We start from the raw sequence: 24,787 nt of genomic DNA, 5'->3' as shown, positions 1-24,787 counted from the left end.
TCGGTGCGTAGCGCAGCCTGGTAGCGCACTAGACTGGGGGTCTAGTGGTCGCTGGTTCGAATCCAGTCGCACCGACCAAAATCAACGGGGAACTGTCTAAGACAGATCCCCGTTTTTTTGTGCCTGCAGTCTGATGGTTGCGGGTGAAGGAAAGGTACCTGGACTTGGCTACTTCTCTAGAGAGGCTCCGTCATGGTCTGACCGAGCTCCTATCCGGAGTTGGCCGCCAATGCGGCGCTGGTGCTGATTGCGGTGGCTTGCAACCTGCTGGACCGGCAACTTGCCGCACAGGCCGCAGCCTTTCAGGCAGAGGGTGGCTTTACGGTGCGGCTTTACCGGATGCTGCGCGAGCGAAGAGACAAGTAACTCCGACAAGTCCACCTCGTCCACTCAGTCCACCGCGTCTACAATGTGTAGTTGGTGAGAATTAATAAGCGGTCTCTGTGCTAGTTTGCTCACAGCTGCCAACCTTGACTTTATTCTTCTCAGTGAAGTAGAATTTCTCATATTTTGTTGTACCATCTGCGTCCATAGTTGTCTTACTCCAACTTCTCTTGTGAGGTCGCTGTGATCAAGCCGAAAATTCTATTACCGCTGCTGGTAGTCACTTTGCTCACTCTAAGCGCCGGCACCTCCTTTGCCGCCAACTTGTGGTTCAATAAGGTGTCCGGCAATACCTATGTCCTGCAAGGCAGTGGCATGGATGGTGCCGCGGGGGTGCAACTTACCGTTAGCTACTCCAAAAGCCTTGGCGCTGCGACCGTCAACTTTACCGGGGGGGTGCTCAGTGGGGGAATGACCCAAGCCAACACGAATGTCATCGGTCAGATTTCCCTGATCGGCCTGGTGACTTCGGGTACCCTGCCCGGTAGCGGAGCCCTGGTTACCATCAAGTTCGCCGGCTCAGAGCCGACCAGTTCTTTGAACATCACTTTTAAAAAGATGATCGACCCCAACGGGCAGGACATCGCCACAACCACAGGTGGCGGAACCACGACCCCTAGTACCACCACGACCGGCGATACCGGGGGCAGTGGCGACCAGAGTCCCACCGGCACCGGCACCACGAGCACCGTCAGCGGCGGCACCGCAACCACCACTACCGGAACCGCGGTAATCGGCGGTACGGTGACCATGCCGGGTAGCACTACCGACGATTCGTCTTCGAGGGCCAAGGAGCAGGTCGCTCCTCAGCCGGCTCAGCCTGAGCCGCAGGTCGCGGCAGCTCCGTCTTCGGCTTCCCGGGAAGCGGCTTCCTCTGCCCCGGAATCCCGCTCGATGGCGGTGGAGCAGGCCGGCGATGCCGCTCCGGTTGTCGTGCCGAGCGTCCTGGAACGGTTCCGGACCTTCGACGGCGAGCGTACGCCGAAGAACCTGATTGCTCTCTTTGACCGAAAAGGCGTCGCCAACTTCGTCCAGGACCCGCCTGTTGCTATCGCCGATGGCAAGGGGACGGTCAAGCTGACCGTCTCCAAGGTGCGCGGTGAAAGAGCGCCGAACTTCGCGTTCCGCGCCGTCCACTACGTGTCCCTTACCAAGGTGGGGGACGGCGAATGGCAGATCGAGGTGCGTCCCGATAAAGGTGCGACCCAGGCGAGCGTCAGCATGCTGGTTAACGGTGTGCCCCAGGAACTCCCCTTGGCGGTAGCTCCCAAAGCTCGGGTCGACCTGACGAAGCCGGGCAACGTCACCGAGGCGGACTTCGTGCAGTTCCTGAAGGAGCGCGGAACCTCCGCCGCACCGAAATACGATCTCAACCAGGATGGCAAGCGCGACTACCTCGACGATTACATCTTCACCGCCAACTACCTCGTCGAGCGCGAGAAGGCGAAAGAGAAGGCGCCGGCCAAGTCGAAGGCAGAAAAGTAACTGGAGTTCTTAGCCAGATAGGTGTTCGTAGGGGCGTAGCATGCTGCGCCCCTACGATTTTTTTTACCGACAAAGACGTAACAACCATGAAGGAGCTGTTCCGAGCATGTCTTTGAAAAATGAAGTGCATGTCTATGCCGACGGCGCGCTGACACCGGCCGAATCGGATGTGGTGAGCGAATTTCCGCTGGTTTTGAGGGTGAACGACCGCGAAATGGTGACGCTGATCGCCTCGCCGCACGATCTGCGCTTCCTGGTAGCCGGATTTCTCCGGGTGCAGGGATTCGTCTCTTCCGTCGAGGATTTTCTGATGCTGAGCGTATGCAATGACTATGGTATTGCCAACGTCAGGATACGTGGAGAACTGCCGGAAAAACTCAAGCCTATCCTTACCTCGGGGTGCGGCACCGGGATTACCTACTCTCTACCCATGCATCTCGACCGGCAACAAAGCGACCGGCAGTTCGCGCCGGCGGCGATCTTTTCCCTGATGGAGCAACTCGCTGAGAAATCCCATCTGTACCGGACCCACGGCGGGGTGCATTCCGCGGCCATCGGCGATGCCGACGGCGATCTCCTCTTGCATGCCGAAGACATCGGACGGCACAACACCTTGGACCGGATTGCCGGCGAGGCGCTGCTGAGAAGGACCGACCTGAAGGAGACCCTGCTGGTTACCTCCGGGCGCGTGTCCGCCGAGATGGCCGCCAAGGCGGCAGCCTTGGGGGTGCTGGTTATCGCGTCCCGGACTTCTCCGACCGATCTTGCGGTCAAGCTCTGCCGGGAGGCGGGCATTACCCTGATCGGGTACGTGCGGGCCGCCAAGTTCAAGGTCTATGCGAACCACCAAAGGCTTATCCTCTAGGCCGAGGTACCGTTCTCCTAATAAAGACCATCGCGGTAGGAGCGACATCCCTGGCTCGATCACCTGAACGAAATCGCGGCAAGAATGTCGCTCTACGTTTTTCTTCTCCCGGAACCAGGTATCCTCTCCATCCGTGCCGCCCACTCCCTTGTGGTCTGGCATACAAAACACGCTATACTCCCTAAGGCCGGCGCTTCACGTTGCCGGCCTTTTGTTTTGTGCCTCGCCTCTAACAACCACATCCAATGGAGCAGAAGATGAACCGCTACCTCATTCCTTCCTCCCGTATGATTCTCGTTCTTCCGTTACTGGTTCTCTCCGCCTGCACCACCACTCGAACCGCCAAAGAAGGGACGACCGTCATCGAGGCCGTTCCCGTGGAAACCGCGCCGGAGCCGCAAATGCCGCTTTTCTATCCCGACCACGAGGTAGCCGACGTCACGGAAATTCCGCAAAAACTCGATGAGCTCGCCGCTGCGGCCGGGAACCAGCTCAAAATCGAGCCTGCTTGCCGCGACAACCTCCTGCGCGAGTTCCGTTCGCGCTACTTTGCGCCCTGGACAGCCACCCATTCCCTCTATGACCGCGCCGACACCATAGAATCCATGCGCCAACTCGAGCACCATACCTGGTTCGGGGTGAACCTGCGTCGCGTTGACCCGAAATGGCTGCACGAACTTATTGACTCCTGCAACCTGGGGAGCTTCCCTTCCCGTTCCGATCTTGCCATTGCCGTGGCACCTGGGCACCTGCGGGGGCTGCCGACCTCGCTCCCGCTATTCGACAGCCGCGACGGGTTCCCCTTCGACATGCTGGAGTATCCGCAGCTCAAGCTGAACGAACCGCTCCGGGTCGTGCATGCCACCCGGGACGGAGTCTGGCTTTTCGTCGAGACCCCCTATAGCAATGGGTGGATCCAGGCCCGCGACGTGGCTTTGGTTGATCATGGCTTTGCCGATACCTGGATGAAGCAGCCCCTTGCGGTTCTGGTCCATGACCAGGTGCCGATCACGGACGGCTATCAGCTACGGTTTCACGCCAAACTCGGCACCCTGTTTCCGGTGGTGCAGGAAAGCCCGGATTCTATCCAGGTCACTGTTGCCGGAGCGGGGGACGAAGCCAAGGCGCGCAGCGCCGTCGTCACCCTGGCCCGCAAGGACGCGCGATCCTTTCCCGTGGAGTTCACTGCGGAGACAGTCGCGGCGGTTGGCAACCAGATGATGGGGGAACCGTATGGCTGGGGTGAGATGTACGGCTTGCGGGACTGCTCCGCCCTGCTTCGGGACTTCTTTCTTCCCTTCGGTATCTGGCTTCCCAGGACCTCGTCCGATCAGATCGCATCGTTTCCCAAGACGGTTCCGCTGGCCGGACGTACCCCAGAGGAAAAACGGCAGATCATCAGGCGGGACGGAAAACCTTTCCTGAGCATTCTGCACAAGACCGGCCATATCATGTTGTATGTGGGGACGGACAGCAAAGGGCGCGACCTGGTGCTCCACGACGCCTGGTCGGTTCCGGTCAAGCGGGGGGAGGGACAGCGGGAGAAGATGATCGGGAAGGTGGTGATTACGACCCTGGAGCCGGGAAAGGAACTGGGGCTGCTCTCGGGGCGGTCTTTGGTCGACCGGATCTCCGAGATGGGGACGATTACCGACCGGTGCGGAGGGAAACGGTAAGTTTGCTGCCCTTTAAAGCTCAAAGCGTTCCCCCCTCCTGCCAGGGGAGGGGAGTTCATTACAAAAAGACGCGGCCCCTGTTTGGGGACCGCGTCTTTTTGTTGTTGCTACCGGATTGTTCCGGGCTCGGTTACCCCAGGATCTGCTTGAGGTCGCCTTCGGCGGTGCCGATCGGGGCGATGTTGAAGTTCTCGACCAGGAAGTTGAGAACGTTCGGGGTGATGAATGCCGGCAGAGAAGGTCCGAGCTTGATGTTCTTGATCCCGAGGTGGAGCAGGGTCAGCAGGATCGCGACCGCTTTCTGCTCGTACCAGGAGAGGATCATGGAGAGCGGCAGATCGTTCACGCCGCAGTTGAAGGCACCGGCCAAGGCCACCGCGATCTGGATTGCGGAGTAGGCGTCGTTGCACTGCCCGATGTCGAGCAGGCGCGGGATCCCGCCGATGTCGCCGAAGTCGAGCTTGTTGAAGCGGAACTTGCCGCAGGCCAGGGTAAGGATCACGCAGTCGGACGGAACCTGCTCGGCGAACTCGGTGTAGTAGTTACGACCGCTTTTGGCGCCGTCGCAGCCGCCGATCAGGAAGAAGTGACGGATCTGGCCGGCCTTGACCGCGTCGATGACCTTGTCGGCCACGCCGAGGACCGCGTTGTGCCCGAAGCCGGTGAGGATTTCCTGGCCCGGGTTCTCTTCGAAGCCGGGAAGGGCTTTGGCCTTCTCGACCACTGCTGAGAAATCCCAGCCGTCGATGTGGGCGACATCCGGCCACTGCACGAGGCCCCAGGTGAAGAGGCGGTCTTTGTAGCTTTCCGCCGGGCGCTGGATGCAGTTGGTGTTGAAGATGATCGCGCCGGGGAAGTTGGCGAATTCTTTCGCCTGGTCCTGCCATGCGCCGCCGAAGTTGCCGGCGAGGTGGGCGTATTTCTTGAGCCCCGGGTAGCCGTGGGCCGGCAGCATTTCGCCGTGGGTGTAGATGTTGACGCCGGTGCCTTCGGTCTGCTTGAGGAGTTCTTCCAGCATGCGCAGGTCGTGGCCGGAAACCAGGATCGCCTTGCCCGCCTTGGTGCCGAGCTGAACCGGGGTCGGAACCGGGTGGCCGAAGCTGTCGGTGTTCGCCTTGTTAAGAAGTTCCATGGTGACCAGGTTGATGCGGCCGCATTCCATGGAGAGGCCGACGAAGTCCATCAGGCCCAGTTCCTTGTTCAGGGTGGCGGCGAGCGCCTTGTGGGTGAAGGCGTAGATTTCGTCGTTTTCCAGGCCGATCACCAGGGCGTGGTGGGCGTAGGCGGCATAGCCTTTCATGCCGTAGATCAGGATTTCCTGAACCGATTTGACGTCCGGGTCGATGGAAGGATCCTTCACGCCGTGCTGGGCGCCGAGGGCTACCAGTTCGGCAGTGGTGGCTGCGGCATAGGGCTTGGCCGCTTCCGGGACGGTGCCGGTGTAGGCGGTGCCGGCGGCTTTTTCGTAGAGGGCCTGAGCCTGGTCGCGGATCGCGGCGGCCTCGCGGACGATTTTTGCGATTGCTTCGGCGTCGAAGTCGACGTTGGTCACGGTGGTGAAGAGGCCGTCAAGCATGAAGCGGTCGATGGCGGTATCTTTGGCGCCTTTCTCACGGGCTTTGTCGGCCCAGAAGGCGATCCCTTTCATCGCGTAGACCAGCTGGTCCTGCAGCGCAGCCACATCCGGCTGTTTGCCACACACGCCAACTCTGGAGCACCCTCCGTTGGCCGCCTGCTCACACTGATAGCAAAACATGTTTTCCATTCCTTCCTCCTTGACTGACGTTGTTGGTTGTTATGCCGAACCTTTTCGATTGTTCTTGTTTGATCGGTCAACAAGCGGCTGGTGCGGCCGCCTTCGTTCGATGGGGCTACCTTACCGGCATTCAGCACCACGGGCTTTGACCTAGGTCATAAAAATGCACAAAGGTCTTATTGGTCAGAAGAGAATTTCCGGGAGGAGAGATGGCTTTCAGAGAGGGAGAAGACTTGGATGGGGAGGGTCGCCGTACGGTGGGAGCGCCATTTCTGGCGCGATTCGCCGCAGGCGGTAAAGAAAGGAGTAATTCGCGCCTGGAAAGGCGCTCCCACAAGGGTGGGGCCGCTTTTCCGCGGTGCGGGCAGTCTTCGGGGTCGGGCAGGGCGCAAAGAGCCTTAGGGCGCCGGAAGAACAAGCCGGGCCGGCGCCGGCTCAGTGGACGACGGTACCGACCATGGCGCGGTAGATGTCTTTTCTCAGGATGAACTGGACCTGGGCCGTGATCCCCTGCCCAAACGAGATCGCCTGTTCCCCTCCGATGGAGTGGTTGAGGTTGAATATCGGGCGGAGGTTCAAACCGAGGTGTATGAAATCGGTTTCAAATACCGGGCCCTGCTCGACGGCGAACTCGGAGAGGCGCTCCCAAATGTGCATCATTTCCACCGGAATGGCGACTCCCTCAGCGACGCGGACCAGATCTGTCATGGCAAAACTCCTTCAATCAAGCGTTGTTGCCTATGTTATCGGCGGGTTGCGGGGTAACTTTAGCGGCCCGCATCATGTCAATGTGCTTTTAGTGGAGATTGCCAACGGTTTATAATGAAGCAACGCGGTAGATCACAGGGTTACTGGGTGCATCGATGCAAAAAAGAACCATTGCCATAGCCGACATCCACGGTTGTTCCAAGGCCTTTCTCAGCCTGCTCTCGAAATTCGGCTTGAACCGGTCCGACACGCTCTTTCTTCTGGGGGACTACCTCGATCGGGGCCCCGACCCCAAAGGGGTTATCGAAACCGTTTTGCAGCTTTCCAGGGATGGCTACGATATCCGTCCGTTGCGGGGAAATCACGAGCAGATGTTCCTGGATGCGCTTGTCTGGGAGGACCGGTCCCTATGGTTGAGCAACGGCGGGATTGCTACCTTGTTGAGCTATGGCGTCACCGACCCGGGTCAAATTCCCGAGGAACATCTCGGTTTCATCGAGTCGCTACCATTATTTGCCATGACCAGCACCCATGTTTTCGTTCATGCCGGTCTGGATCTCACCCTGGACGACCCTTTTGGGGCAGAGGGCACGGAGGCGATGCTCTGGGCGCGGGAAACCTTCGGGAGCTTGACGAAACTGGGGGGGAGAACCCTGGTGACGGGGCACACGCCGATGGACCTGGAAAGAATCCGAAGCAGCCTCGGTACCTGGCATATCGAACTGGACAACGGATGTGTCTTTAACGGTGGGAATGTGCGACGCGGCAGGCTGGTCGCCGCAGTGCTTGAGACGGGGCAACTGTTTTTGCAGAAATGTCCCGGCTAGTTTTGTTTCCAGCGCTGGAGGGCTTCCTGCAACTGCGCGACGTGCGTGTTGTCGCATTTGAGGTGGGTCAGAAAAACCTGTTCCAGGTGATGGTCGCTGAAATTGAGCACCGAGTCCATGTGAAACTCGGCCAAGCTCACCTCTACCTCGAGGGCAAAGGCAAGCGCATCGGCCGGCGAGGGGACTGCATCGTCGCGCTCCAGGTAATCCTGGACCGTTTGCAGCAGCGCCTGCACCGCATAGATCTCGTTGCGGATCCCTTCCACCCCCACACCTTTGAGTCGCGCCGCCACCCGGAACTGTTCGGCATGTTCGTCTTCCTCTCGGGCGGTCCTTCCCCACAGTTCAGACAGTTCCCGATCGTCATCAAAAACTCTTTCAAAGTACCGGTAGAGTTCGGCGCACGCCTCCTCTACCTCTATGCAAAGTTCCAGTACCGACTCCTCATCACATGAGAGCTTGAAGGAATCCTGGTGTTCAGTCATTGCTGTCTCCTTTGGTTGGCGAAACCGGAGCAAAGCTTCTGGGAAAACCAAGCTAATACAGTACCAGAGTGAATTTGATCCGCAACATCATGGCCGTAAAGTGAAGCAGAATGAAAGAGTCATATCCTGAAACATTTTGCGCCGGCTACCCGCCTGGGTTACTTGATTGGAGGGGGATACTTTTTCAATAGTGAGACGCTCCGGTCATTTCACCGACCCCCGTGGTGTGGCAGCGACATCGGTCATTATCTACCGGGGTTCCCGCCCCGGTTTTCCACCTTCGTTGCCGCGGTAACACAGATGTTTCACGGCTCGTGCTCGCGGTACTTTGTATACACCTGAAATTAAGTATTGACACGTAATAACGGGTAGTTATGTTTCGTGCCTAATCGTTGTGCAAGACGCGAAAGTACTGGAGGATACATAACAATTTGGTGTCGTTTCCACACTCCATCCCCGGTTATCCACACCCTCGGTGGAAAGCTTTCCCCGGGAGAAGAATCAGGTTGTTTGCCGCTCTGGGACGATCGGTTTTTTACCTGCCGGACCAATCGGTAAACCGGCCGTGTCTTGTGGTGGTCGGGACGAGTTCTGGCGGGGCGGATTGAGGGGACTACGGTTAAACGGTGCGGCTGGATGGGCTGTACTCGATAGGGGAAGGGGGCAATGACTGTTTGTAGGCGGGGTAATGGGAACCGAGGTCATCGCCTTGGAAGGGGCGATGCTATTTCTTGTTCTTCTCCGAGGCGTGACGGGAATTCAGACGGTCTTGCAGTTCGGTCCATAATTGAGCGATGCTGCCGGTTTGGGGACGGGGCTTTTCCGCATCGCGGGTGGGGTGGTCTGTGCGAGGGTTTTTTTGCCGGGCCGAGGTGCCGGATCGATCCCTCGGCGTTTTATTACCCATGAGCTGCTCCGGTTACTTCCACAATCTTGGTCGATCTGATGGTGCTTTCTCGATCGCCATCGGTTCTTCATCCGCCACGAGAAGAAGTTTCAATTCATCCGTCATCCGCTTGACCAGGACCGTCGTCTCTGAAAGCCGATCGGCTATGTCTTCGGACAAAGAGGTACAGATATCTTCGATCCGTGCCTGAAGGTCTTCGAACTCCAGCTCACTATGCGTTGCTCCCCGAATCTTCGACTCAATCGGCTGCATAAGAAGCAGTTGTTTCAGAAGAATGAGTTGTATTTCCAGCCTGAGTTTCTCAATGTGTGGCAGGATTGGGATGTTAATAACCGTCAAACATTTAGTCAATACATTATATTGCTTGAGCATGATCGCACCTCGGGACGGTCGATGAGACAACATGCTTCGTTAATCAAGACTCATGCCAAATTTACCAAGCTAAAAAAAGACGCTAAAACAGCAGCTTGGCCTCAAATTGGCTGCGGCCTGGTATTTTCGGCACTGTCCATTTTGTTACGGCCTTAATTTTTACCTGTGAGTGAAGCAATGTAAAAACACACAGTTACCGCGTCAATTGTAACAATATGGACATGTCCATTTTGTTACACTTTCTTACGTCGTTAGTAAATGTGGTTTGTTTAATATGTTGTCGTTAAGACTATTTTTATTTAATCCAAGCGTTACTTTTGCCTGGAGGGGCTGGTTGGACCACAAGATGGTTCGTTTCTTTCCATTCAAAACGAGTCGGTTCTGAGTTACCCGGAACAGGTGGGTTGTAAGCGGCGGCGAAAAATGGCAAGATGGCCGCGCGAAATTCAGAAGAGGGAGTCGGTCGATGGGAAAGGGTATAGGCGAAGGGAACGAGGCGCTGATCTGCACGCCGGTCATGGGGCGCATCGGAGACGAGGTGCTGGAAGAGCTCGATGTGGTGCTCGCCAAGGGGCCTGATGTGGTGGAGTGGCGCGCGGATTTCTATGCCAATATCGGTGTCACCGACGATGTGCTGGCGCTGGCCGCTTCGTTTAAAAGAAGGGCTCCCGAAACCACGATGATCTTCACCATCCGATCCGCGCACGAGGGAGGGGAACCCATCCCCCTGGATGCGCGGCAGGCCATCGAACTTACCGCAGCCGTCTGCTGCGGGACCGCCTTTGAATACGTCGACTGCGAACTGAGTAACGCTGCCGCCGATGTCGCCTACCTGCGCGAGGCGGCCCGAGCCTCCGGCACTAAGATCATCGGTTCCTACCACAATTTCGACCGTACCCCGGAGGCCGGCTTTCTGCTCGAAAAGCTGCACGAAGCCGAAGTGAAGGGGCTCGATGTCGCCAAGGTCGCGGTGATGCCCCGAGGACTCGATGACGTCCTTACGCTTCTCAAGGTCACCCTCGAAGCGCGTCAGCGCTGCCGGATTCCGGTTGTCACCATGTCGATGGGGGGACTTGGCGCGCTGACCCGAATGGTGGGGGGGCTTTTCGGCTCCGCCCTGACCTTCGCGGTCGGGAAGGCGAGTTCGGCACCGGGGCAGGTTCCGATCGAGGACCTGCGGGAGCTCCTGCGGATCGTGGAGAAGTATCGGTAGGCCAGGAGGCGTTGGCCGACCTGGGTCTTTCCCCGCGGCCGACCCTGCTCCGGACGCCGGCCGGTTGCACCGGCTCCAAGGCCGGGGGAGGGTCAATCCTCCGGTTGATTCGATGGGGCCTGGGCCAGGAGAAAGTCCGCAAAGGCGCGGTTGGCCCGGGACAGGTAGCCGCGTCGTTTCCAGGCGATCATGAGGTCCAGGTAGAGCGGCGGGTCGAAGGAAATGATCCTCAGCTCCGGATCGTCCGCAACGACCATCTTCAGGAAGATCGAAACCCCCATCCCCTTTTGAACCAACGACCGGTTCAACGAAAAGAGATTCGATTCGAAGGCGACCTTGGGCTTTACCCCGTAATCCTTCAACACATCCAGCACCATTTCCCTCAGGTAGTACCCCTCCTTGTAGAAGAGAAGCTTTTCCCCGGCGAACTCCCGAAAGGTGATGCTGCTCCGGTCCTTGAGCGGATGATCTTTGGGGACGCAGACCACCACCTCTTCCCGAAGAAACCGTTTCATTTCCAGTGCCTCGTGGTAGCCGGCGCCGGCGATGACTCCCATGTCGAGTTCCCCCTGGATGATCATCTTCTGGATCTTCGCCGCACCCTCACCGTAGACCGCAAGTTGGAGGTTCGGGTATTTTTCCGAAAACTCGCTGATGATGCGCGGAAAGAAGAAGGCCCCCATCATCGGCGGAATCCCGACCCGGACCTCCCCCTTGGCAAGCCCCCGCAACTCCTCCATCTCGGCCTCGGTTGCCGCCACCTCGTCCAGGATCTTCCGAGCCCGCGCCAGGAATATTTCCCCTTCAGCGGTCAGGGCGATCTTCTTCTCCTGGCGGCTGAAGAGGACCAGGTCGAGTTCCTCTTCCAACTTCTTGATCGCCATGCTTACCGCGGGCTGGGCTACGTGGAGCTGTTCGGCGGCCTTGGTGAAGTTGTTGTAGCGGGCGATTTCCAGAAAAAAACGTAACTGCCGCAGGTCCATGGGAAGCTCCGGGTAAGGTGTCGTCGAACATCGTTTCTGGGGAAGGGGCGCGGCAGGTCCTCTTTCAGGAAGGTGGCGTCGCCTCTCGGGCCCGGCATTCTACGCCAGAGGGGCTTTCGGTACAAGTACTGCGATGGATTCCAGTTCAAGACTTCATTCAATTCTGTCATTGGGACCATCGGTGCTCTCATAAGCAAACGCGCAGCTGAAGAACCTGCCGAGACGTTTTGGTTAATTGCCCAGGTAATATTAGTGTTTACCACATTAGCCCTTGACAATGCGACGATTGAGGAAGTACATTCTCCGCGCTTAATACTTCATCTTATTCAGGATGCTTAGGATCAGCATTGAATAAATTCCGGCAGATAATCTTTGCTTCACTCATGGTGCTCTTCCTTCTGCCAGCGGTCGCGTCGGCACAGCAAGAGGAAGATTCCCTTTGGGCGCAGGCCCGGATGCACTACAGCAACGGTGACTATTACTTTGCCGCTCCCTGGCTGGAACGGGTCCTGGAGAGGTTTCCGAAAACAAAGCATCGTAAAGATGCCCTGCTGATGTTGTCGAAGGTGTATGCCGCTACCTGGCGCGAGGAGAAAGCCGCGGCAGCGGTGACCCTTCTGGTAAAGGAATATCCGGAGGCGGTAGCTGACCTCGATGCGAAGCTCCTGACGCTGGCAGGTATCGAGCCTCCCGCTGCCCCGGCCCCCCTGGGGAACTCGCCCGCCGCGCCGCTTGTGGAGCCCGCAGGAGGAAAACCGGCCGCCGCCGCGCCCGCGGTGGTGGCTGCGCCGGTCCCGGCCCCGGCTACCGCTCCAACTCCGATCCCTGCTCCGGTCCCTGCTCCGGTTCCAACTCCGATCCCTGCTCCGGTCCCTGCTCCGGTCCCTGCTCCGGTCCCTGCTCCGGTCCCTGCTCCGGTCCCTGCTCCGGTCCCTGCCGTGCCGGTCGCGACGCCTCCAACTCCGGTGCCGGCTGCTGCTACGCCGGTTCCTGCTGAATCATCGGCTCCGGTTGTCGTCGCCAAGGCTCCGGTTTCCCCTCCTGTTGCAGTCGCTGTGCCCGCTACTCCTCGGGTCGTCCCGCCGGCACTTCCTCCACCTGCAGCGCCTGCCGTGCCGTCGGTTCCTCCGGCCGTCCCTTCAGCCGTTCCCCCCGCGACACCCTCGGCCGAGCCCCCGGCGATCCCCGGCGCTGAACCGCCGGCGACGCCACCGGTCGGTCCGCATGATATGCCGGAAATCGTCCCGCCCGTTCCGCCGCCCCCGGTGACGCCTCCGTCAGGCGACCATGACGAGCAGGCGGCAAAAAAAGGCCCGGAAGCGGAGCTCGCGTCCCTTCCCCAGGAAACGGCTGCACCGCACCGGAAAACGTTGGATGCTCCCCCCATGCCGGTGACGGCGGCCCCAGGTGGCATTTCCTACACGCTGAAGGTCGGCCAGTACCTGGTGTTGTCGGCTCTGGCCAAAGCTGAGCATCGGGTCAAGGCTGCCGGGATGACGCCGGTCGTGAAGCCGGGGCCCAAGAAGATGGAGCCGATGATCCGGCTGTACCTGGGTGAATTCCCTAAACGCGCTTTGGCCCGCAAGGAGTTGGAAAAGCTGCAGAAAGCCAAGGGGGAGGGTTTCATTGTCAACCGCGGCGGGACCTTTCATCTCTACGGCGGCTCCTTCATCAACGAAAAGTTTGCGCTCCTGGAGCAGGAAAGACTCTCCGGCCACGGGTTGAGGGTGAGCTTGGAGAAAAAGACGATTCCGGTTCCCACCCATATCCTTACCACCGGTCGTTTCCCGACCCGTGAGGCGGCCGAAGCCCAGGCCGCTGAACTGCAAAAGGCGGGGATCGCCGTGACGGTGGTTGCCATCCCCCCCGGCGGAAACGACCCCCAATAGAATCCGTTCCCGTGGTAGGGCTTGCGGCCGGGGTTCGGTTCCAACGCCGCGGCTCGAAGGGAGCGGGCGGCGGGGTGAAGCGCTTTTGTGGCTTACATTTCGGCCGATATTGTGGCATGATGGCGCCGCTTGCCTGCCGTAGCGGCCGGTTGATTCCAATGGAAAAAAGGATGCGATGTTATGGGGATTTTCGACAAGTTGTTCGGCAGGAAATCGGAAGAAACGGAAACGGTCGCTGAGCAGCCGGTTGCGGCAGCTCCTGCTGCGGAGGCAACCGATGACGGGCCGATGATGAAGGTCTTCGACGCGGAGGGAAATGAAGGGCTCGTCCCCAGGGCCCAGTGGCGCGAAGTCCTGATGCGCAACCTCGAAAACCAGGTGGACGACCCGGAGCAGCTCTATAACACGCTGATCACGGCCCTGCAGGAGGGATTTGCCGCCGACGTGCTCCCCTTTGCCGAACATCTCCGCAAGATCGACCCGATTCCCACCCGCAGCGCGGTCACCCTCGGCATCTTTTACATGGAGACGGAACGTCTGGACGAGGCTGAAATACTCTTCAACGAGTTCACGGCACAACACGGGCCCCATCCGATCATTCTGGCCAACCTCGCCAAGCTGTACAGCCGCCAGGGCGATGATGAGCGGGCTGAATCCACGCTTTGGAACGCCCTCGAAGCAGATCCCAATAACGACAACTCGATCAACTGGTATGTTGCCATCCAGCGCCATCGCGCCGGGGATGAGGGGGCTGTCGACGCCTTCCGTCGCATCGCCGGGCTCCCGGGGAGCTGGAAGGCGCAACTGGCGCTGGCCCGGGCCGCCTTGGAGGCGAACGATGTTGCCGGCGCCGAGGCCCTGTACCAGGAGGCGATCGATGCCGTGACGAAACCGGCGCCGGTGCAGCTGCTGCTCCAGGTAAGCGCCGACCTTGGTGCGGCCGGTCTGGTCGACCAGATGGCTCGCCTGGTTACCCCCAATGTCGATCCTGCGGTCCACGGCCTGGAAGTAGGGAACAACATCATCAAGGCGAACCTCGAACAGGGGCGTCTGGGTGAGGCACGCGCCATGCTGGAAAGCCTGCAGGCGCTGAACCGGTCCGAGTGGCACACCACCCTCAGGTTCTGGAACGTCGAGTTGATCCGGGCCGAAGAGGCGACGAGCGCGCGGGGGTAATTTCCCACGCACCACTTACGTATTGAAAAAGCTCACGAGGCAACTTGTGAGCTTTTTTTGCGTCCGCCCCGGCGCAACTGCAATCAGGTCTACACCGATGAGGGGCTGGACCACGCCGGTACCGCAACCTCGGCCTACCGCGATCCCCGGATCTACTACTGGCTTCTTTCCCCTCCCAAGCAGGAACTTTGACCGCCACCTGTTGCGCGACCTTCCGGTCCGTCTACACTATGCTCTGGTTAAAAAAAACCAATACCGGAGTGGCCGCGCGACCGCAAAAAGGGGGGGGTATGGACCGGCAAGAAATCATCGACAGGCTCAACGACTTGATTCAGTTGGATGCGGACGCGGTGGTGGCATACGATCACGCCATCAGGAACGTGAAGTACGACGACATCCGCACCAAACTCACCGAGTTCCAGGAGGACCACCGGCAACACATCCAGACCCTCACCGTGCAGGTGCAGCGGCTCGACGGACGTCCGGTGAAGACGACCCCCGACCTGAAGGGGTACCTGCAGGAAGGCTTGACCGCCCTGAGAAGCATAACCGGCACCGAAGGGGCGCTCCTTGCCATGCAAACCAATGAGAAACAGACCAATAAGAAATATGCCGAGGCCCATGAACTCGACTTTCCCCAGGAGATCAAGTCGATCATCACCGTCAACCTGTCCGACGAGCAGCGGCATCTATCCTACATCCAGGAGATCCTGGACACCCCGCGCCGGGAACTCTAGGTCGTTCCCGCCCCATGAAAAAGGGAGTGGCAGCGTCGGCTGTCACTCCCTTTTTGTTTTACCGGAGGGCCGAGCGCCGGTCCTGTGTCGTCACACCACCTGGATGGAAAGACTCTGCGTTGCCGTCAGGGCAGGATTCGAGGAGTCGGTGACCTGGACGGTGAAAGTGCTGGTGCCGGTTGTGGTGGGGGTGCCGGAGAGAACCCCGGCGGTACTCAGGGTGATCCCGGAGGGAGGAGATCCGCTGGTGACCGTCCAGGTGTACGGCGTGGTGCCGCCGGTGGCGGCAAGCGATTGGTTGTAGGCCGTGTTGTTGGTGGCATTGGGGAGCGATGTCGTGCTGATGGTCAGGGTGGTGGTCGTGCCCGCGTTGTCTGGGAACCAGACGATGTCGCCGCACCCGGTGAGGAAAGCACATACCAAGAAGGAGATGAGCAGCCGCGTCATGATGTTCCCTCCTGAGGTTCTGACATAAAAAACCCCACAATCTTATCCGGTCGCAGGTTTTGTACAACAAGGCTCCCGGTGCGCTCTCGGCGCCAGACTGTCCCCCGGTTCCGGCCCCATCTTTTTACCAACGTTCATGCCCCAGCTTTCGCTGACATAAAAAATGGGAGTTTCTGCCGCGCCTTTGTTACAATCCAGTCCATGTTTTCCGCGCCTCGCAGTTACGCCATCTCCAAGAGCGAAATTCTCCGGTACCAGGTTCACGGCACCGGCCCCCTCAAACTCGTCCTGATTCACGGGCTCGCCTCCCGCTCCGAGTGCTGGACCGATCTCCTGCCGCTGTTTCCCGAGGATCGTTATACGGTCTACCTGCTCGATCTGCTCGGCTCCGGCGAGTCCTCCAAGCCGGCCAACGCCGACTACTCGATACCGGCCCATGCGGTTCGGGTCCTGGAGTTTCTGGAGCACGCGTCGCTGCGCGGCGCCGCTTTGGTCGGCCATTCCATGGGGGGGGCAATCGTGCTCATGGCGGCGATTGAAGCGCAGCGCGCCGGGCAACCTGGTTTGCTTGGCGCTATCGTGGTAATGGCCGGACCGGGGTTCATCCAACGGCTCCCCCTGATGGCGGAGATCTTTCAGTCCTCCCTGGCGGCGAAGCTTTTCGTGGCGCTTTATGCACCCGACGCCTGGATCAAGATCGGGCTCAGGGCGGCCTACTATGACCAGCGTCTGGTGGACCGGGAACACATCGCCCGGTATGCCCCGTGTTACCGCGACCGCGACGCGAAACGCGCCCTGGTGGAAACCTGCCGCCAACTCGTTCCTCCCGCTCCGGATCAGATCGCCTCGGCCTATCCATCCTTGCGGCTCCCGGTGCTCCTGCTCTGGGGAAGGCACGACCGGATCGTCCCCCTGTCCCAGGGAGAGCGCCTCGACGCCGTCCTGCCCGACTCCCGGCTGGTGGTTCTGGAGGCCTGCGGGCATAACCCCATGGAAGAAAGGCCCGAAGAGACGTTTCGGGTCATCGATCAATTCATCGGCGGGCTCTCCTAGCTGATTCATTGCCGGGACCAACCGGTTGCGGACTGCCTGCTTTACCTTCAGTTCCTCCCGTTCGCTCCCCCGACCTCGCCCCAGAGGGATGTGGCCCGTTTTTTCCCCTCGGCTACCTCGGCGCCCTTTCGCGGTGAGCTTCCCCAACCACAGAAAATTTCTGCGATTCCGCTTTCCGGTCTTGATCATTTTCGCGCTCTGTTTTATGCTAAGCCACTTTACTCGGTGAAGCGCCGGCGCGGCGGGAACCGGGAACGCCGGCACGGAGGGAACCTTTCCCGGTGCGGCAGCTTGGACACTCGCTGAAAGGAGAGGGGAGCGGCATTCCCCGGTGCGCCCCGCGTTTATTTATTCGTATATGGAGGCTTTTTGAATGCTTGGTAAGGACAAATCTCTCACCGTATTTGGAACGGGGACGGTAACCCCGGAGGTAATCGTTGCGGCAGCCAAAATGGGCAGAACTCCGTGCTACCTGTACGACGGTTCGATCATCCACCGCAAGTGCCAGGAGGTCCTGGCGATGCCGAACGCCTTCGGCATCGAGCCCAGGTATGCCATGAAGGCCAACTCCAACGCCACCATCCTGAGGGAGATCGTCAAACACGGCTTTGGAATCGACGCCAGCTCGCTCAACGAAGCACGCCGCGCCCGGCTGGCCGGAATCGACCCGCCCAAGATCATGCTGACCACCCAGGAGGTCCCCGTCGGCTCCGACCGCGTTGCCCTCGAAGAGCTGATGCGGCTCGGTATGAAATACAACGTCTGCTCGGTCCGTCAGCTGGAGCTCGTCGCTGACTTTGCGGTTGCCAACGGCACCCGCCTTTGCATCAGGGTTCATCCCGGCGTCGGTTCCGGCGAGTCCGCCTCGCGCAACACCGGGGACCACTACTCCTGTTTCGGCGTGCATCTCTCCGACCTGCCGCAGGCACTCGAATTCGCCAAAACGAAAGGGATCATCTTCGACGCGGTGCACGTCCACATCGGCTCGGGGGGCGATCCGGCCAAGTGGCGGGAGAACATCGACCGCGAGCTCGGCTTCGTGCGCGAGTATTTCCCGGATGCCGAGCGGGTCAGCTTCGGCGGCGGCCTCAAAGAGGCTCGGATGCCGGACGAAGTGGCTGCCGACCTAAAGGAACTCGGCAATTACGCGAAGCAGCGCATCCAGGAGTTCTACGAGGAAACCGGGCGCAAGCTGATCATGGAGGTTGAGCCGGGGACCTATATCGTCGCCAACTCCGGCTACATCATCACCGAAATCATCGACCTGAAGCGGACCGGTCCGGAAGGGTTCGAGTTCCTCGTGCTCAACGGCGGGATGGAACTCAACACCCGGCCGCTGCTCTACGGCTCCCGGCATCCCTTGTACGTCGTCGCCCAAAACGGCGAGCTCCTTTCCGCCGAGGGGGAACTCGGACACCTGCACCCGGAAGACGATCTGAGGGTGGTGGTGGGGCGCTGCTGCGAAAGCGGCGATTCCCAGAGCCTCGACTCGGACGGCAACATCATCCCGCGCCTGCTCGCCGAGCCGGCCTTCGGCGACTTCGTCGTGATCGGCGGCGCCGGCGCCTACTGCGCCAGCATGAGCCCGCACAACTACAACTCCCACATCCAGGTGGCCGAGGTGCTCATGGGCGAGGACGGCAATCTGCATCTGATCCGCAAGCCGCAGACCCTGGAGCAGATCGTCCAAAACGAAATCCTGCTCGATTCGACCAAGGCCTACCAGGAGAAACCGTTCGGCGAGCGCAGCCTCAGGGACCAGGCTTCCGCGTACTAAAAAAAGGCATCGACCGACGATGCTGTATTACCGGAAGGTCCTCGGCGTGCCGCACGCCGGGGACTTTCTCTTTTGGGCTTCGACTGCGGGGCGGGAGGCTGGGTCGCCTTCGAGGGGGGGGAGGTTGGGACCTCTTTACGCCGGGGCGTACGATCTTCCTGTAGCAGCGACATTCTGGTCGCGGTTTCCTCTCTTTGGATGAAAAGGTCTTTCGATCAGGCAAGGTAGCTGCCTGCCCTGTGGAAGCGCCTTTTCGGGCGCGATCCGCCGAAGGCGGTGGCAACGGTTGCGGTTAATCGCCTGGAAAGGCGCTTCCACGTAAAAATGTCTTCCCCGGTTACGTTGTCCCGATTCAGCTGGAGCTAAGCAAGATGAGCGAGATCTACCTCGATTACAACGCCACCACCCCGGTTCTCCCCGAGGTGCTCGAAGCAATGCTTCCCTTCTACCGGGAAGGGTTCGGCAACCCGTCCAGCAGCCATGCCACAGGAAGACGGGCCCAACAGGCGGTGGACCTGGCGCGGGAGCAGGTGGCAGCACTGTTGCACTGTGCGCCGTCGGAGGTGGTTTTCACCTCCTGCGCGACCGAATCGAATAACGCCGCCATCAAGGGGGTGGCCGCAGCCCTGGCTCGGAAGGGAAACCATATCATCACGACCAAGGCGGAGCATCCTTCGGTGCTCTATCCGGCCCTGCACCTGGAAAAGGCCGGGTACCGGGTGACCTGCCTGGAGGTCGATGACGAGGGGATGTTCGACCCCGCCGATCTGGAAAAGACGATCACGCCGGAAACCATCCTGATTTCGGTGATGCTGGCCAATAACGAGACCGGCACCATTTTCCCGGTTGGTGCGGTGGGGGAGATTGCGGCGCGGCACGGCGTGTATCTGCATTGCGATGCGGTTCAGGCGGTGGGGAAGATAGCGGTGGACTGCCGGGAGCTGCAGGCGGGACTGGTTTCCCTCTCCGGGCACAAGCTCTACGCCCCCAAAGGGGTGGGAGCCCTGGTGGTGCGCCAGGGGATTCGGCTGCAACCCTTGCTCCATGGGGGCGGGCAGGAGAAAAACCGCCGGTCCGGGACCGAAAACGTCGCCGGGATCGTCGCGCTGGGGCAGGCCAGTGCCATTGCCCTGGGCTCCGGTGCCGCGGAGGCGGCCCGGGTCCGGGAGTTGCGGGACCGGTTGGAGCGGGGGATCCTGGAAGCGATTTCCGGGGTGCGCCGCAACGGGCACCCGACCCGGCGCCTTGGCAATACCTTGAGCCTTACCTTCTCCGGCCTGCCGAGTGACTCGCTAGTCGGCGCGCTGGATCGGCTCGGCATTGCCGTTTCTTCCGGCTCGGCGTGCAGTTCGGGCGCGCTGAAAAGCGCAGCGGCGGATGGCTGCACCCAGGAAGCCCATCTCCGTTTTTCGCTGGGACGCTTCAGCACCGGGGCCGACGTCGACACGGTGCTCGATATCCTGCCCGGATTGGTCGAGTCGCTGCGGTGCGAAGCGGGCGGCGACCGCGGAGCGTGCCGGTGAGCGGAGCGGCGGATCACCAAAAAGGGGGAACCCACCGGCACAACCGTTCGCTGCGCTGGTTTCTTGCCTCCCGCGGTTGTTCGGTCGTCTCGTACCAGATGGTTGGGGTTGCGGTGGGGTGGCACGTTTATGAGGTCACCCGGAGCGCGCTAAGTCTCGGGCTGGTCGGGCTGGTGCAGTTTCTCCCCGCGCTGCTCCTGGTACTGGTGGTAGGGCATGCTGCGGACCGGTATGACCGGCGTCGGCTGGTGTCCCTGGCCCAAGGGGTGGAGGGGGTGGCGATGGTGGGGCTTGCCGGCAGCTGCCTTGCCGGCTGGGTGAGCCCGGAGCTTATTTTTCTCTTCATTTTCCTCTTGGGAACCGCCCGTTCCTTTGAGTACGCGACGCTGCAGACGCTGGTCCCATCGATCGTCGATCCCGACGATCTTCCCTCGGCGCTGGCGCTGAGCGGTTCGGTCATGCAGGGAGCGGTGATTGCCGGGCCGATGCTCGGGGGCTTTCTCTACCTTCTGGGACCGGTCGCCGTCTATCTGACCGCGGCGGTGCTTTTTTTCTTTTCCTCCGTCGCCGTGCGACGGATGCGGCTGAAGACGGTGACGGCCCGGCGGGAACGTCCCAGCCTCGACACCATCTTCGCCGGGATCCACTTCATCCGGAGCCGGCCGGTCCTGCTCGGGGCGATCTCGTTTGATCTGTTCGCGGTCCTGCTTGGTGGGGTGACCGCGCTGCTGCCGATCTACGCCCGCGACATCCTCCATGCCACCCCGCGGGGCCTCGGTCTGCTCCGGGCGGCACCGGCCCTGGGGGCCTTCATCGCGTCCCTGTACCTTGCCCGCCGGCCGCTGCGCCGCCGGGTCGGGTCAATCATGTTTGGCGCCGTCGGCGTCTTCGGCCTGGCCACTATCGTCTTTGCCCTCTCCAGGTCCATGACCCTTTCCTTTTTCGCGCTGGCCCTGCTGGGGATGGCCGACATGCTGAGCGTGGTGATCCGATCTTCCCTGGTTCAGCTGGAAACTCCTGATGAGATGCGCGGGCGGGTCAGTGCGGTGAACTCGGTATTCATCGGCGCTTCCAACCAGCTTGGCGAATTCGAGTCCGGTCTCACCGCTTCCTGGTTCGGGACGGTTCCCGCTGCGGTCCTGGGCGGCATCGGCACGCTGGTGGTCGTCTTTCTCTGGAGGATCTGGTTTCCGCAGCTGGCCAGCCGCAATACCTTGCAAAGCGAAGAGCGGACCGCGACCTAGACCAGCAGGAAGGTTTCCGGAGCGAGGCTGGTGGCGAGCATCACCATGTTGATCTCACGATGGTCGCTCCAGGTCCTGGCCCGGGAATTGGTGCCGTCCATCCAGAAGTCATCGATCCTCTCCGCCATCGGCAGGAAACCCAAAAGCGCGTTCAGACGCGCCGCCACCAAACCGTTGCGGTCGAAGAGGTCCGGATGCTCCGCGGTCCTATCGAGCAGCGCCGGGAGCCCCTTCAGCCCGATCCCCAGCCCCAGCTCCCGGAAGGGTAGGCGAAAGACTGCGGGGTGGCGCAGCATCCCGGCTTCCTCGAACATCTCCAGCCCGGCAATTGCCGCCTGCAGGACCCGATCCAGGAAGCCCGGTTCCGGAAATGCTCCCTTGATCATCAGCTGAATGATCCGCCCCGCGTCCCAGAGCAGCCCGCCGATGCCCAACGGGTCGTCGGTCTCCCAGCGCTGTCCCCGGCAGATCGCCACCAGTTCGGCGGCCTCCGGCTTGAGGAGGTCGAGCCCGTAGCTGCGGGCCGCCTCCTGGAGCTCGCAATAGCTGACCAGTCCATCCAAGGGGTCATGCATCCCCATGGACGGCACCAGGGGACGGCTAAGATCGATGCTCATCTTCCAGTAAATCCGTCTGGCCCCGCCCCACTCCGGGTCGTAGCAGAATCGCGCATGCACCGTCTCGGCCAGTTCCACTCCCCAGCGGGTGTATCTTTCGTCCCCGGTCGCTGCGGCGACCCGACGCAGGGCGTGCATCCACTTGGTCAGGTAATGGTAGTATTGACCGTCCCGGTCCCATTCCTTTCGTTCGTCCGGTCGCTCGTCCCCCCGCCGCTCGCTCAGTTCCTTCCCGATCCTCAGGCCGCCCCGGGTCGGGTGCCGCTCCGCTTCCTCGTCCTTTAGGCCGCTGATCCAGCCGGTGCGCGTGTCATCGTCGCGGTGGCGTCCCAGGGTCTGATGGACCTGGTCGACCAGACGGAGCGCTTCCTCCAGGAAGAACGGGTTCGCGGTAACCCGGAACAGTTCCAGAAAATTGCAGACGGCAAAGGCATCGGTCCAGAGGTAGCGCCTGACCTCGCCGGCTGGTTCGAGACCGGTGAGTGCGGCGAACTCAAGCATCAGCCGTTGAACGGTGGTTGTCGATGCGTTCACGTACTCCTCCTGTGGCGCCGGCAGCCAAGTCCGCCGTGGCGCGTATCTGTCCAGTTCCCCTGGTTCGGAAGCTCAGAAAAATAAGAGCTGATTTTACCATGTCGTGCGTCCCTCCGGATCTTGCCGGCTCCCTGCGGATCTGCTGTAAAAGAATGGACTGTCCATTTTGTTACAGGTGCGAATTTGTCCTGTGAAATCAACTGTCTATGGTGGCTGCTGTAACAAAATGAACAGTTGCCCATGTCGCGTTAGGGGGGAAGGTTCCGTCCGCAAGGTCGGGTAACTGGCTGAAACTACGTGTCTTGACCTTTTTTTGTGATCTTGGCATGCAAAATGATAAGGAGGGGCAATCCGGCAATTTCTGCCGGTATTCGGGAACACATAGGAAGGAGAGGTGGCTGATGAGGGTTGTACTGGGGGTTAATATTTTTACCCAAACCGCGGGATATCACGAGATGATGCGCAAGGAGATCCATACCAACGTCATTCCCACGCCCGGAATGCTGGTCGAGGACCCCGTCTGGAAGGAAGCTCAGACGCCCCACTCGATAACCTGTGATTTCAAGCAGGAGTGCTATTTCCTCGAATTCAACGGAATTCCGCTCCCTACCAAGGATGACTGTGACCGCGAAGTGTCCCTGTACAAGAACCGGGGATGGGTTACCATTGGCGAGTTTGGGTAGGAGGGGTCCAATCTTCCCTCTAGGGGATCCTCAGCGAGGTAGCAGATGAACTACTTCGACAGCTCCATCATCCATTTTATTAACGGTTTTGCGCGCCACTCCTGGAGTTTCGATGCCGTCACGACCTGGCTCACCGCTGATCAATTCCAGAAAAGCGGCATGGTCGCCCTGCTGATGTGGTGGGCATGGTTTACCCCGGGGGAAAACCAGGATGCCAACCGCGAGAAGCTCGCCGCCGCTTCGCTTCTGGCGCCGTTTTCCCTGCTGGTGTCCCGGTTGATCAGTTACCTGATCCCGTTCCGCCTCCGGCCGCTGCATACCGAGGAGCTGCATACCATTCCTGCCTTCACCATGGACCCCGATAACCTCATCGATTGGAACTCTTTCCCGAGCGATCACGCGGCCCTCTTTTTCACCCTGGCAGCGGGAATTTTCGCGGTCTCCCGTAGAACCGGCATCCTTGCCCTGGTCTATGTATTCATCGTCATCTGCCTCCCCCGGGTCTACCTCGGCATTCACTACCCAACCGACATACTGGCCGGCGGGTTGCTCGGGTTCGGGATCGGCAGCCTGGTCCTGATTCCCCGGGTGCGGGTGCTCCTGTGCGGGCGCTTGCTCGGCTGGATGAAGTCCCGGCCTCAGCTGTTCTATGCCTGTTCCTTCTTCTATACCTTCCAGATCGCCGACAGTTTCGGATGGGTCCGCGACACCGCAGTCTTTGCCGCGACCATTTTCGTTGCTGTTATGGAACACCACTTCTCTTAGTGTCACATCGGAAGTATTAGCAAGGATAAATAGACTGTAACAAAATGGACATGTCCAAATTGTTACGATTTGGCGCATAACCACCCGTAACCGTGTCTGTTACGGGTGTCTTCGGGGCAGCCGCTGTAACAAAATGGACAGGCTGCGCTCGGTATCTGACGTGGTTCCCCGGGGTTGTTCCAGTAATACCGGGCCTTCTTCGGGGCGGGAACCCTGGCACGTTTCTTGTTATGTAAATGGGTCTCAAGGCTGGACTTGTGCGGAGGATTTACATGCTAAAGCAATACGATCTTCTTACGAAGTCTCTAAAACTGTTGAAGAATTCCGACATGCAACCGATCCAGGAGTTGACGGTCGAGGTGCAGTTGATCCGTGCCAAAAGGCTTCTGCTTCTCGACGAGGTTCTCCAACAGGTTAAGGGGAACGCCGCGAGCGAGGCGGAATTTGAGGCCCTCTACCGGCAGGTGGAGGAGGTTTGCAACACGAGTCACGACCTGGCGGAGGTGGAAAAGCTGACCCTGCTCAGCGCGAACGTGGTCGAGGAGCTGCGGAAATACCTCAACAGTGACAGCGACTACCAGATCCCGCCGCTGCGCAATGTTATGTCACCGTTTTGGAGCGGGGCCATGCGCTCTGCCCGTAAGGCCGGTTTGCCGGCCGGGAATTGAAAGGGGAGGGAAT

General features: G+C 60.1%; 24 protein-coding genes and 1 tRNA gene. 18 read left to right on the top strand and 7 right to left on the bottom strand.

Features of this window, described 5'->3' with window-relative positions; all coding sequences use genetic code 11:
- Window position 1 precedes the first annotated feature (1 nt).
- From JFN93_RS05030 to JFN93_RS05010, 5 genes are all read left to right on the top strand, one after another.
- Window positions 2-78, top strand: a tRNA-Pro gene (locus JFN93_RS05030).
- A gap of 141 nt (window positions 79-219) precedes the next feature.
- Window positions 220-366: a four helix bundle suffix domain-containing protein gene (locus JFN93_RS05025; RefSeq protein ID WP_236021535.1), complete on the top strand. Its 147-nt coding sequence runs from the start codon at window positions 220-222 to the stop codon at window positions 364-366.
- A 243-nt stretch (window positions 367-609) separates the two neighbouring features.
- Window positions 610-1,869 carry a hypothetical protein gene (locus JFN93_RS05020; RefSeq protein WP_199382898.1) on the top strand — a complete coding sequence of 420 codons (1,260 nt, stop codon included), beginning with the start codon at window positions 610-612 and terminating at the stop codon, window positions 1,867-1,869.
- A gap of 106 nt (window positions 1,870-1,975) precedes the next feature.
- Complete coding sequence (fdhD, locus tag JFN93_RS05015; RefSeq protein ID WP_199382897.1) at window positions 1,976-2,734, top strand: formate dehydrogenase accessory sulfurtransferase FdhD; 759 nt, start codon at window positions 1,976-1,978, stop codon at window positions 2,732-2,734.
- 257 nt (window positions 2,735-2,991) lie between these two features.
- A complete protein-coding gene (locus tag JFN93_RS05010; protein ID WP_199382896.1) occupies window positions 2,992-4,410 on the top strand; it encodes an NlpC/P60 family N-terminal domain-containing protein in 1,419 nt (472 codons plus the stop codon).
- Between the two features lie 130 nt (window positions 4,411-4,540).
- Here JFN93_RS05010 and hcp read toward each other — a convergent pair whose 3' ends face one another.
- A complete protein-coding gene (gene hcp / locus JFN93_RS05005; protein ID WP_328753627.1) occupies window positions 4,541-6,175 on the bottom strand; it encodes a hydroxylamine reductase in 1,635 nt (544 codons plus the stop codon).
- 426 nt (window positions 6,176-6,601) lie between these two features.
- A complete protein-coding gene (locus tag JFN93_RS05000) occupies window positions 6,602-6,874 on the bottom strand; it encodes a hypothetical protein (RefSeq protein WP_199382895.1) in 273 nt (90 codons plus the stop codon).
- A 155-nt stretch (window positions 6,875-7,029) separates the two neighbouring features.
- Between JFN93_RS05000 and JFN93_RS04995 the strand changes: the two genes are divergently transcribed.
- The gene (locus JFN93_RS04995) at window positions 7,030-7,701 is read left to right on the top strand and encodes a metallophosphoesterase family protein (RefSeq protein WP_199382894.1); all 672 of its coding nucleotides are present in this window, start codon (window positions 7,030-7,032) and stop codon (window positions 7,699-7,701) included.
- Here JFN93_RS04995 and JFN93_RS04990 read toward each other — a convergent pair.
- Together JFN93_RS04990 and JFN93_RS04985 are read right to left on the bottom strand one after the other, a co-directional pair.
- Entirely contained in the window at window positions 7,698-8,186 is a 489-nt protein-coding gene (locus JFN93_RS04990) for a hypothetical protein (protein ID WP_199382893.1), read from the bottom strand. The two genes, JFN93_RS04995 and JFN93_RS04990, sit on opposite strands and share 4 nt — an antisense overlap.
- A 919-nt stretch (window positions 8,187-9,105) precedes the next feature.
- Entirely contained in the window at window positions 9,106-9,465 is a 360-nt protein-coding gene (locus JFN93_RS04985) for a hypothetical protein (protein WP_199382892.1), read from the bottom strand.
- Window positions 9,466-9,931: 466 nt separating this feature from the next.
- Between JFN93_RS04985 and aroD the strand changes: the two genes are divergently transcribed.
- Entirely contained in the window at window positions 9,932-10,678 is a 747-nt protein-coding gene (aroD, locus tag JFN93_RS04980; protein WP_199382891.1) for a type I 3-dehydroquinate dehydratase, read from the top strand.
- Window positions 10,679-10,770: 92 nt separating this feature from the next.
- On the opposite strand, the gene JFN93_RS04975 is transcribed toward aroD, so the two are convergent.
- On the bottom strand, window positions 10,771-11,661 hold the full coding sequence (locus tag JFN93_RS04975; protein WP_199382890.1) for a LysR family transcriptional regulator: 891 nt from the start codon (window positions 11,659-11,661) through the stop codon (window positions 10,771-10,773).
- A 455-nt stretch (window positions 11,662-12,116) separates the two neighbouring features.
- On the opposite strand from JFN93_RS04975, the gene JFN93_RS04970 reads away from it, so the two are divergent.
- The 4 genes from JFN93_RS04970 to JFN93_RS04960 all read left to right on the top strand — a co-directional run bounded on the left by JFN93_RS04970 (window position 12,117) and on the right by JFN93_RS04960 (window position 15,463).
- Window positions 12,117-13,550 (top strand): SPOR domain-containing protein, encoded by a 1,434-nt coding sequence (locus JFN93_RS04970; protein WP_199382889.1) that lies wholly within the window; start codon window positions 12,117-12,119, stop codon window positions 13,548-13,550.
- Between the two features lie 180 nt (window positions 13,551-13,730).
- Complete coding sequence (locus tag JFN93_RS04965) at window positions 13,731-14,726, top strand: tetratricopeptide repeat protein (RefSeq protein WP_199382888.1); 996 nt, start codon at window positions 13,731-13,733, stop codon at window positions 14,724-14,726.
- A gap of 57 nt (window positions 14,727-14,783) precedes the next feature.
- Window positions 14,784-14,918, top strand: coding sequence for a hypothetical protein (locus JFN93_RS25725; RefSeq protein ID WP_268898780.1), 135 nt, complete (start codon window positions 14,784-14,786; stop codon window positions 14,916-14,918).
- A 98-nt stretch (window positions 14,919-15,016) separates the two neighbouring features.
- Entirely contained in the window at window positions 15,017-15,463 is a 447-nt protein-coding gene (locus tag JFN93_RS04960; protein ID WP_199382887.1) for a DUF2383 domain-containing protein, read from the top strand.
- Between the two features lie 90 nt (window positions 15,464-15,553).
- Here JFN93_RS04960 and JFN93_RS04955 read toward each other — a convergent pair whose 3' ends face one another.
- Window positions 15,554-15,910, bottom strand: a complete 357-nt coding sequence (locus JFN93_RS04955; protein WP_199382886.1) for a putative Ig domain-containing protein — start codon at window positions 15,908-15,910, stop codon at window positions 15,554-15,556.
- Between the two features lie 201 nt (window positions 15,911-16,111).
- Between JFN93_RS04955 and JFN93_RS04950 the strand changes: the two genes are divergently transcribed.
- From JFN93_RS04950 to JFN93_RS04935, 4 genes are all read left to right on the top strand, one after another.
- Window positions 16,112-16,963 (top strand): alpha/beta fold hydrolase, encoded by an 852-nt coding sequence (locus JFN93_RS04950; RefSeq protein WP_199382885.1) that lies wholly within the window; start codon window positions 16,112-16,114, stop codon window positions 16,961-16,963.
- 451 nt (window positions 16,964-17,414) lie between these two features.
- On the top strand, window positions 17,415-18,740 hold the full coding sequence (locus JFN93_RS04945) for a diaminopimelate decarboxylase (protein WP_199382884.1): 1,326 nt from the start codon (window positions 17,415-17,417) through the stop codon (window positions 18,738-18,740).
- A gap of 371 nt (window positions 18,741-19,111) precedes the next feature.
- Window positions 19,112-20,263 (top strand): cysteine desulfurase family protein, encoded by a 1,152-nt coding sequence (locus tag JFN93_RS04940; RefSeq protein ID WP_199382883.1) that lies wholly within the window; start codon window positions 19,112-19,114, stop codon window positions 20,261-20,263.
- Complete coding sequence (locus tag JFN93_RS04935; protein ID WP_328753625.1) at window positions 20,260-21,507, top strand: MFS transporter; 1,248 nt, start codon at window positions 20,260-20,262, stop codon at window positions 21,505-21,507. The genes JFN93_RS04940 and JFN93_RS04935 overlap by 4 nt, the downstream gene beginning before the upstream one ends.
- On the opposite strand, the gene JFN93_RS04930 is transcribed toward JFN93_RS04935, so the two are convergent.
- The gene (locus JFN93_RS04930) at window positions 21,504-22,658 is read right to left on the bottom strand and encodes a hypothetical protein (RefSeq protein WP_328753624.1); all 1,155 of its coding nucleotides are present in this window, start codon (window positions 22,656-22,658) and stop codon (window positions 21,504-21,506) included. The two genes, JFN93_RS04935 and JFN93_RS04930, sit on opposite strands and share 4 nt — an antisense overlap.
- Window positions 22,659-23,059: 401 nt before the next feature.
- On the opposite strand from JFN93_RS04930, the gene JFN93_RS04925 reads away from it, so the two are divergent.
- From JFN93_RS04925 to JFN93_RS04915, 3 genes are all read left to right on the top strand, one after another.
- Window positions 23,060-23,341 carry a hypothetical protein gene (locus JFN93_RS04925; RefSeq protein ID WP_199382882.1) on the top strand — a complete coding sequence of 94 codons (282 nt, stop codon included), beginning with the start codon at window positions 23,060-23,062 and terminating at the stop codon, window positions 23,339-23,341.
- Window positions 23,342-23,386: 45 nt separating this feature from the next.
- Window positions 23,387-24,106 carry a phosphatase PAP2 family protein gene (locus tag JFN93_RS04920; RefSeq protein ID WP_199382881.1) on the top strand — a complete coding sequence of 240 codons (720 nt, stop codon included), beginning with the start codon at window positions 23,387-23,389 and terminating at the stop codon, window positions 24,104-24,106.
- Between the two features lie 272 nt (window positions 24,107-24,378).
- Window positions 24,379-24,774: a hypothetical protein gene (locus tag JFN93_RS04915; protein ID WP_199382880.1), complete on the top strand. Its 396-nt coding sequence runs from the start codon at window positions 24,379-24,381 to the stop codon at window positions 24,772-24,774.
- Window positions 24,775-24,787 lie beyond the last annotated feature (13 nt).

Origin of the sequence: Geomesophilobacter sediminis, from assembly GCF_016458275.1 — a bacterium.
GTDB classification, from domain to species: domain Bacteria; phylum Desulfobacterota; class Desulfuromonadia; order Geobacterales; family Geobacteraceae; genus Geomesophilobacter; species Geomesophilobacter sediminis.
Note: the sequence above shows the minus strand (reverse complement) of the source record. Positions and strands in the feature narration are given on the sequence as shown.